This window comes from Aliivibrio sifiae (assembly GCF_002954715.1).
GTDB lineage: Bacteria > Pseudomonadota > Gammaproteobacteria > Enterobacterales > Vibrionaceae > Aliivibrio > Aliivibrio sifiae.
The window spans coordinates 937,847-939,366 of the sequence record NZ_MSCP01000002.1 but is presented as its reverse complement, the minus strand read 5'-3'; the positions used below and the strand labels follow the sequence as shown (position 1 = coordinate 939,366).

Sequence of the window (1,520 nt, the reverse complement as noted above, 5' to 3'; positions counted from 1 at the left end):
TTATGCAGGCGTTATAATTTTTCTTAGTATTGCTGAATATTTATACTTGCACTATAATTGGTACAAAATTAAGTACAACTAAGGTGCTATTATGACTCGACTAAGATTAGACCAAGATATTCAACCACTTTCAGAATTCAGAGCTGGCGTAGCGTCGTTTATTCGTCAAATTAACGAAACTCGTAGACCTTTAGTTATCACTCAACGTGGTAAAGGTGTCGCTGTTGTTTTAGACGTTGCTGAATATGAAGCAATGCAAGAAAAAATAGAGTTACTGGAAGAGGTGCAACAAGCTGAAGCTCAAATCGCTAGTGGTTTCGGTTTATCAAATGAAGATGCTCGTTCTAAAATATTAGGACGCTTACGTTCATGAATGTTATTTGGTCGCCGCTTGCTTTAGATAAAATAGGGCAGACAGCAGAATACATTGCATTAGACAATCCATCAGCGGCAGAAAAATGGGTTAATGACGTATTCGACAAAGCTGAGAATTTAGGTTCATTTCCAGAGTTAGGCCGTCTTGTTCCTGAGCTAAATAGAGCCAATTATCGTGAAATCATTTTTGGTAATTACCGCATTATTTATAGCGTAACGTTAAGCATAAATATTTTAACGGTTCGTAACTGTAGCCAATTGCTGACTATGGCTGATATATAAAATTATAACAAATGCATCAACACGATTTGCTACACTTGGCGTTGTCAGTTTGCCTTTAGTTTCAGTGATTAAGGCAGTAAAATTCAGCTTGGTTTGCATAGTAGCAAACGTGTTATGCAGGCGTTAGCTGTTTCGAGGTATTAAATGGAAAAAATTGTTCAGCTTGAGTTTTCGGACGAAGATTTAGATAAATTTGAGCGTATATCTGGTATTAAATGGAAAATAAAAGGGGCTTATTCTCGATTATTCTTAGCTGACCTAATGGCTTTTTATGAACTTCATTTTATTGGTTCAGATGAAATATTTATGACTTTGAACGATTATGAGAAAGGTAAAAACTTTGCAGGAACTAAGCCTCCAACGATTTTTAGAAAATCGCCTTTAAAAGGGCTACACCATATCCATTTTTATTCTCCAAGATATATAAAAAACAATGTCGATATTGCATTAGGTAAAAATGGATTAAAAAATATTATCTCGGATGTTCTAGATACAAATGAATCTATGTCTATAGATGAACAAGCTAAGCTAATAAGTAAACGAGCAGTCACTGATACTCTTAATGATCGAAGAATAAAAGGAAAAATGACTGGCGAATGGGTCATTTTTACAAAATATGAAGGGAAAAATTACTATCTTTGTCTAGCTCGTCATAATGATGATGATCATGTGATACGGGAACGTATTGAAAAACATTGTTTATTAATGTTTCCTTTTCTTAAGGATATATTAGTACCTCTTTGAAACACAGCTAACAATCGCATCAACACGATTTACTACACTCGGCATCTCAGGTTGCCGGGTGTTTCTCGTTTTAAGGCGTCAATATTAAGTATAATTGTATGGTAGTAAACGTGTTATGC

At 34.9% G+C, this 1,520-nt stretch carries 3 protein-coding genes; all 3 read left to right on the top strand.

Translation table 11 applies throughout. From position 1 onward, the window contains the following. Window positions 1-91: 91 nt before the first annotated feature. The 3 genes from BTO23_RS15440 (at window position 92) to BTO23_RS15430 (ending at window position 1,401) form a co-directional block, all read left to right on the top strand. On the top strand, window positions 92-373 hold the full coding sequence (locus BTO23_RS15440; protein WP_105063948.1) for a type II toxin-antitoxin system Phd/YefM family antitoxin: 282 nt from the start codon (window positions 92-94) through the stop codon (window positions 371-373). After that, the gene (locus tag BTO23_RS15435; RefSeq protein WP_105063924.1) at window positions 370-657 is read left to right on the top strand and encodes a type II toxin-antitoxin system RelE/ParE family toxin; all 288 of its coding nucleotides are present in this window, start codon (window positions 370-372) and stop codon (window positions 655-657) included. Before BTO23_RS15440 ends, BTO23_RS15435 begins: the two co-directional genes overlap by 4 nt. Window positions 658-801: 144 nt before the next feature. Beyond that, window positions 802-1,401 carry a hypothetical protein gene (locus BTO23_RS15430; protein WP_105063947.1) on the top strand — a complete coding sequence of 200 codons (600 nt, stop codon included), beginning with the start codon at window positions 802-804 and terminating at the stop codon, window positions 1,399-1,401. The last annotated feature ends 119 nt before the right edge of the window (window positions 1,402-1,520 follow it).

Bases quoted from the DNA above. Each gene is read 5' to 3' on its own strand.
- BTO23_RS15440 (WP_105063948.1), top strand. From the start codon at position 92: ATGACTCGACTAAGATTAGACCAAGATATTCAACCACTTTCAGAATTC.
- BTO23_RS15435 (WP_105063924.1), top strand. From the start codon at position 370: ATGAATGTTATTTGGTCGCCGCTTGCTTTAGATAAAATAGGGCAGACA.
- BTO23_RS15430 (WP_105063947.1), top strand. From the start codon at position 802: ATGGAAAAAATTGTTCAGCTTGAGTTTTCGGACGAAGATTTAGATAAA.